Consider the following 2,648-nt stretch of genomic DNA (forward strand, 5'->3'; position numbering starts at 1 on the left):
AACACTCGAGGCGAAGCTCGATACGCAGCTCGACGCGAGGCTGCGATAGCTAGCGTCAAGCAGCCAGGCGGCCATGAAGCGCCTGACGGGCGCACCGTATTCTTTTGACGAAGCGAGAAGATGATGAAAATCACGCTGATAGGTACCGCACTAATCGCGGCAAGCTTCGCCGCCGGCCTGACGGGATGTGCCGGCGTCAGCACCGACGTGCGGGCGTCCCCCTCGGCCGCGCCGCTGCAAGGCGAGCGCAGCTATGTGCTGGCACGCTCGCCGTTACAGGACGACACGCCGGATCATCGGGAATACGAAACATTGATCCGGACCGAACTCGGCAAGTACGGTTTCGCCGACGCCACCGAACTGCACGCGCACTATATGCTGTCGATCGCTTATGACACCCGGCTTGCGGGTGTCGGCGTCGGCACGACAGAGTGCACGGGGGCGGACTGCAGCAGCCCCGGCCAGGCCTCGTTCTCGCTGTTCGGCCGCCACGCCTACAAACACTCGCTGACGCTGCGTTTCTTCGAGCAGACCAACGGTCATGAAGTCTACAAGGTGAGCGCCAGCAGCGTGGATCACGATGCCGATCCGCTGCACGCGATTCCGTATCTCGTGAAGAGCGCGCTGGCCCAGTTTCCGTTTGCCGATCACCCGGACTGGCGCGTGAAACTGCTCGCCAACGACGGGGGCGGTGCGCCCCAGGTCGTGTCGGTGAAGCCCGTGGCGCCTTGATTCAGGCGAACGCCGCTACTTGTTGCTGCCGTTGGTCCAATACAGGACGTCATCCTGCCGGTCGAACACGAATACCTTCATGGCCATCTGCTGCCCCATGTCGAGCCGGTCCAGTTCCAGTCCGTGCACGGCGGGTTCGCCTGCGGCGCCCTTTTGCACGTTACGGATAATCGCCGCGGTCTCGATCGTGGCGTCGAGGTCTTTGGACTTGAGATGGAAAGCGACGCGCAGACGCTCGCCCACCGCTCCAAGCGGCCAGGCCGCCGTAAGCGACATGCCGAGCGCGCTGACACCCTTCGCGAGACCGATGCCCTCATAGGACTCGCCGCTCTCGCCGATGCCGTAGCGCACCGCGAGGTGCGCGCGCACGCGGATCGATTTGCGCTCGCGCAGGCGCCGGATCACGCCCGGCTTCGACAGGACGACGTAGTCGAACGGCGACTGGCACACCGCTTCGACCGTGCAGACGAAGCGGAACACTGCCTGACTCGCGATCGCGACGATCTCCACGTTTTCGCCCACGCCCAGTGGCAGGATTTTGCCTTCGAACAGCGGCGGCGTAGTGAACAGCGACTGATTCGGCGCGAAGCCGATGATGCGGCACGGATGCATCGGCGCGGCGCTGCCGATATGCAGACGCACGCCGATCAGCGCACCGATGTTCAGATGCATGTCTTTCACCGCAAGCGGATCCGACGTATCTGTCCTTGCGGCACCGGCTTCGCCGGGCAATGCGCCGGCATCGGGCGCGTCGCCGCGTTGCGGCTTGAAGTTTTCGAACAGGAACTTGCGTTCTTCGACGCCGACCAGGATCGCGCCGGCATCGAATAGCAGGGTTCCGTCGCCGTCGACGATAGGCCAGTCGAGCGGCGTGCCGACCGGAACAGTGTCAAGGTTCAGTGCGGCCGGCACTGCCCTGACGGGTGACTCCACGGTATCTTCGTTCATTGGCGTTTTTAATAGCGAAGGGGGTGACTAATATTAACGTCACGATTACCGGAAAGTTTAATCAATTACCCATATCAAGTAGAAATGGCCTGTGAATGGGTTGATAAGAGCGGTTTTAAGAGGGAAATTGGCACGGCGCAGCGCTGATTAGCACTGTTATTGGAAACAGATGGATTCGCAGATCGCGAAGGACGTCTAACAACCAATCCGAGGAAAACGGCCCCCGCTTGCCGACATCTGCAAACGGAGGCCGCATCGCGCGCTCAATGCGCTTGCGTATGCGCCGGTTGTTGCCCGCTGGCGCGCGGTTGGGTAACCGCACTGACCAGCACGAACACGATGATATTTAACGCCAGCGCGACGAAGCCGATATTCACGTCTTTAGCGGCATCGGGCAGGAACGGAAACAATTGGCCCATGCTGATATGCATCAGCGTCGTCACTGCCACCACCGCCACGCCGGCCAGAATGCCGCAGAACGCCCCCTGTTTGGTCGCCCGGTTGTGCGGCGCGAGGCTGCACACCATGGCCGGGAAAAGCTGGGTGACGAAGCTGTAGCCCATCAACAGCAATGCAACGATGGTCTCGCCGCCACGCAACGTAAAAGTCACAGCCACCAGAGCGACGACAGGCACCAGAATGCGTGCGAGCTTCTTGACGGAGTCGTCGGTTGCGTCGCGCTTGAGCATCCCGCGATACACGTCGTTAGCGAGCAGGGTCGAGGCGGTGTTGAGGATCATCGAACCCGGCACCAGCGCGGTCAGCACGCCCGCGCCGCCGATTACCCCGACGAACCACGGGTCGAACGTCTGCAGCGACAACCTGAACAGCGAGAGATCGATATCGCCGCCTTTCAGGCCCGGCACTTTCAGCACGGCCGCAAAACCGACAAAGAACACGAACAGCAGGATCAGCTGATAGAGCGGCAGCACGATCGCGTTGCGGCGGAAAATGCGTTCGTCTTTCGC

2 protein-coding genes and 1 pseudogene are annotated in these 2,648 nt (G+C 61.8%); 1 reads left to right on the forward strand and 2 read right to left on the reverse strand.

Translation table 11 applies throughout. The annotated features are described in order from the left end of the window. Window positions 1-120: 120 nt before the first annotated feature. Window positions 121-732, forward strand: coding sequence for a DUF4136 domain-containing protein (locus tag M0954_RS29855; RefSeq protein ID WP_297357092.1), 612 nt, complete (start codon window positions 121-123; stop codon window positions 730-732). 15 nt (window positions 733-747) lie between these two features. On the opposite strand, the gene M0954_RS29860 is transcribed toward M0954_RS29855, so the two are convergent. Then, a complete protein-coding gene (locus tag M0954_RS29860; RefSeq protein WP_297357094.1) occupies window positions 748-1,680 on the reverse strand; it encodes a flagellar brake protein in 933 nt (310 codons plus the stop codon). Between the two features lie 263 nt (window positions 1,681-1,943). After that, window positions 1,944-2,648, reverse strand: a pseudogene (locus tag M0954_RS29865) (sodium:solute symporter family protein); the annotation flags it as partial.

The sequence above is a fragment of the Paraburkholderia sp. genome, from assembly GCF_026225065.1.
Lineage (GTDB): Bacteria > Pseudomonadota > Gammaproteobacteria > Burkholderiales > Burkholderiaceae > Paraburkholderia.

What these genes read in the sequence shown, in the direction of transcription:
- M0954_RS29860 (WP_297357094.1), bottom strand. Translation starts at nt 1,680, where the DNA reads ATGAACGAAGATACCGTGGAGTCACCCGTCAGGGCAGTGCCGGCCGCA.
- M0954_RS29855 (WP_297357092.1), top strand. Translation starts at nt 121, where the DNA reads ATGATGAAAATCACGCTGATAGGTACCGCACTAATCGCGGCAAGCTTC.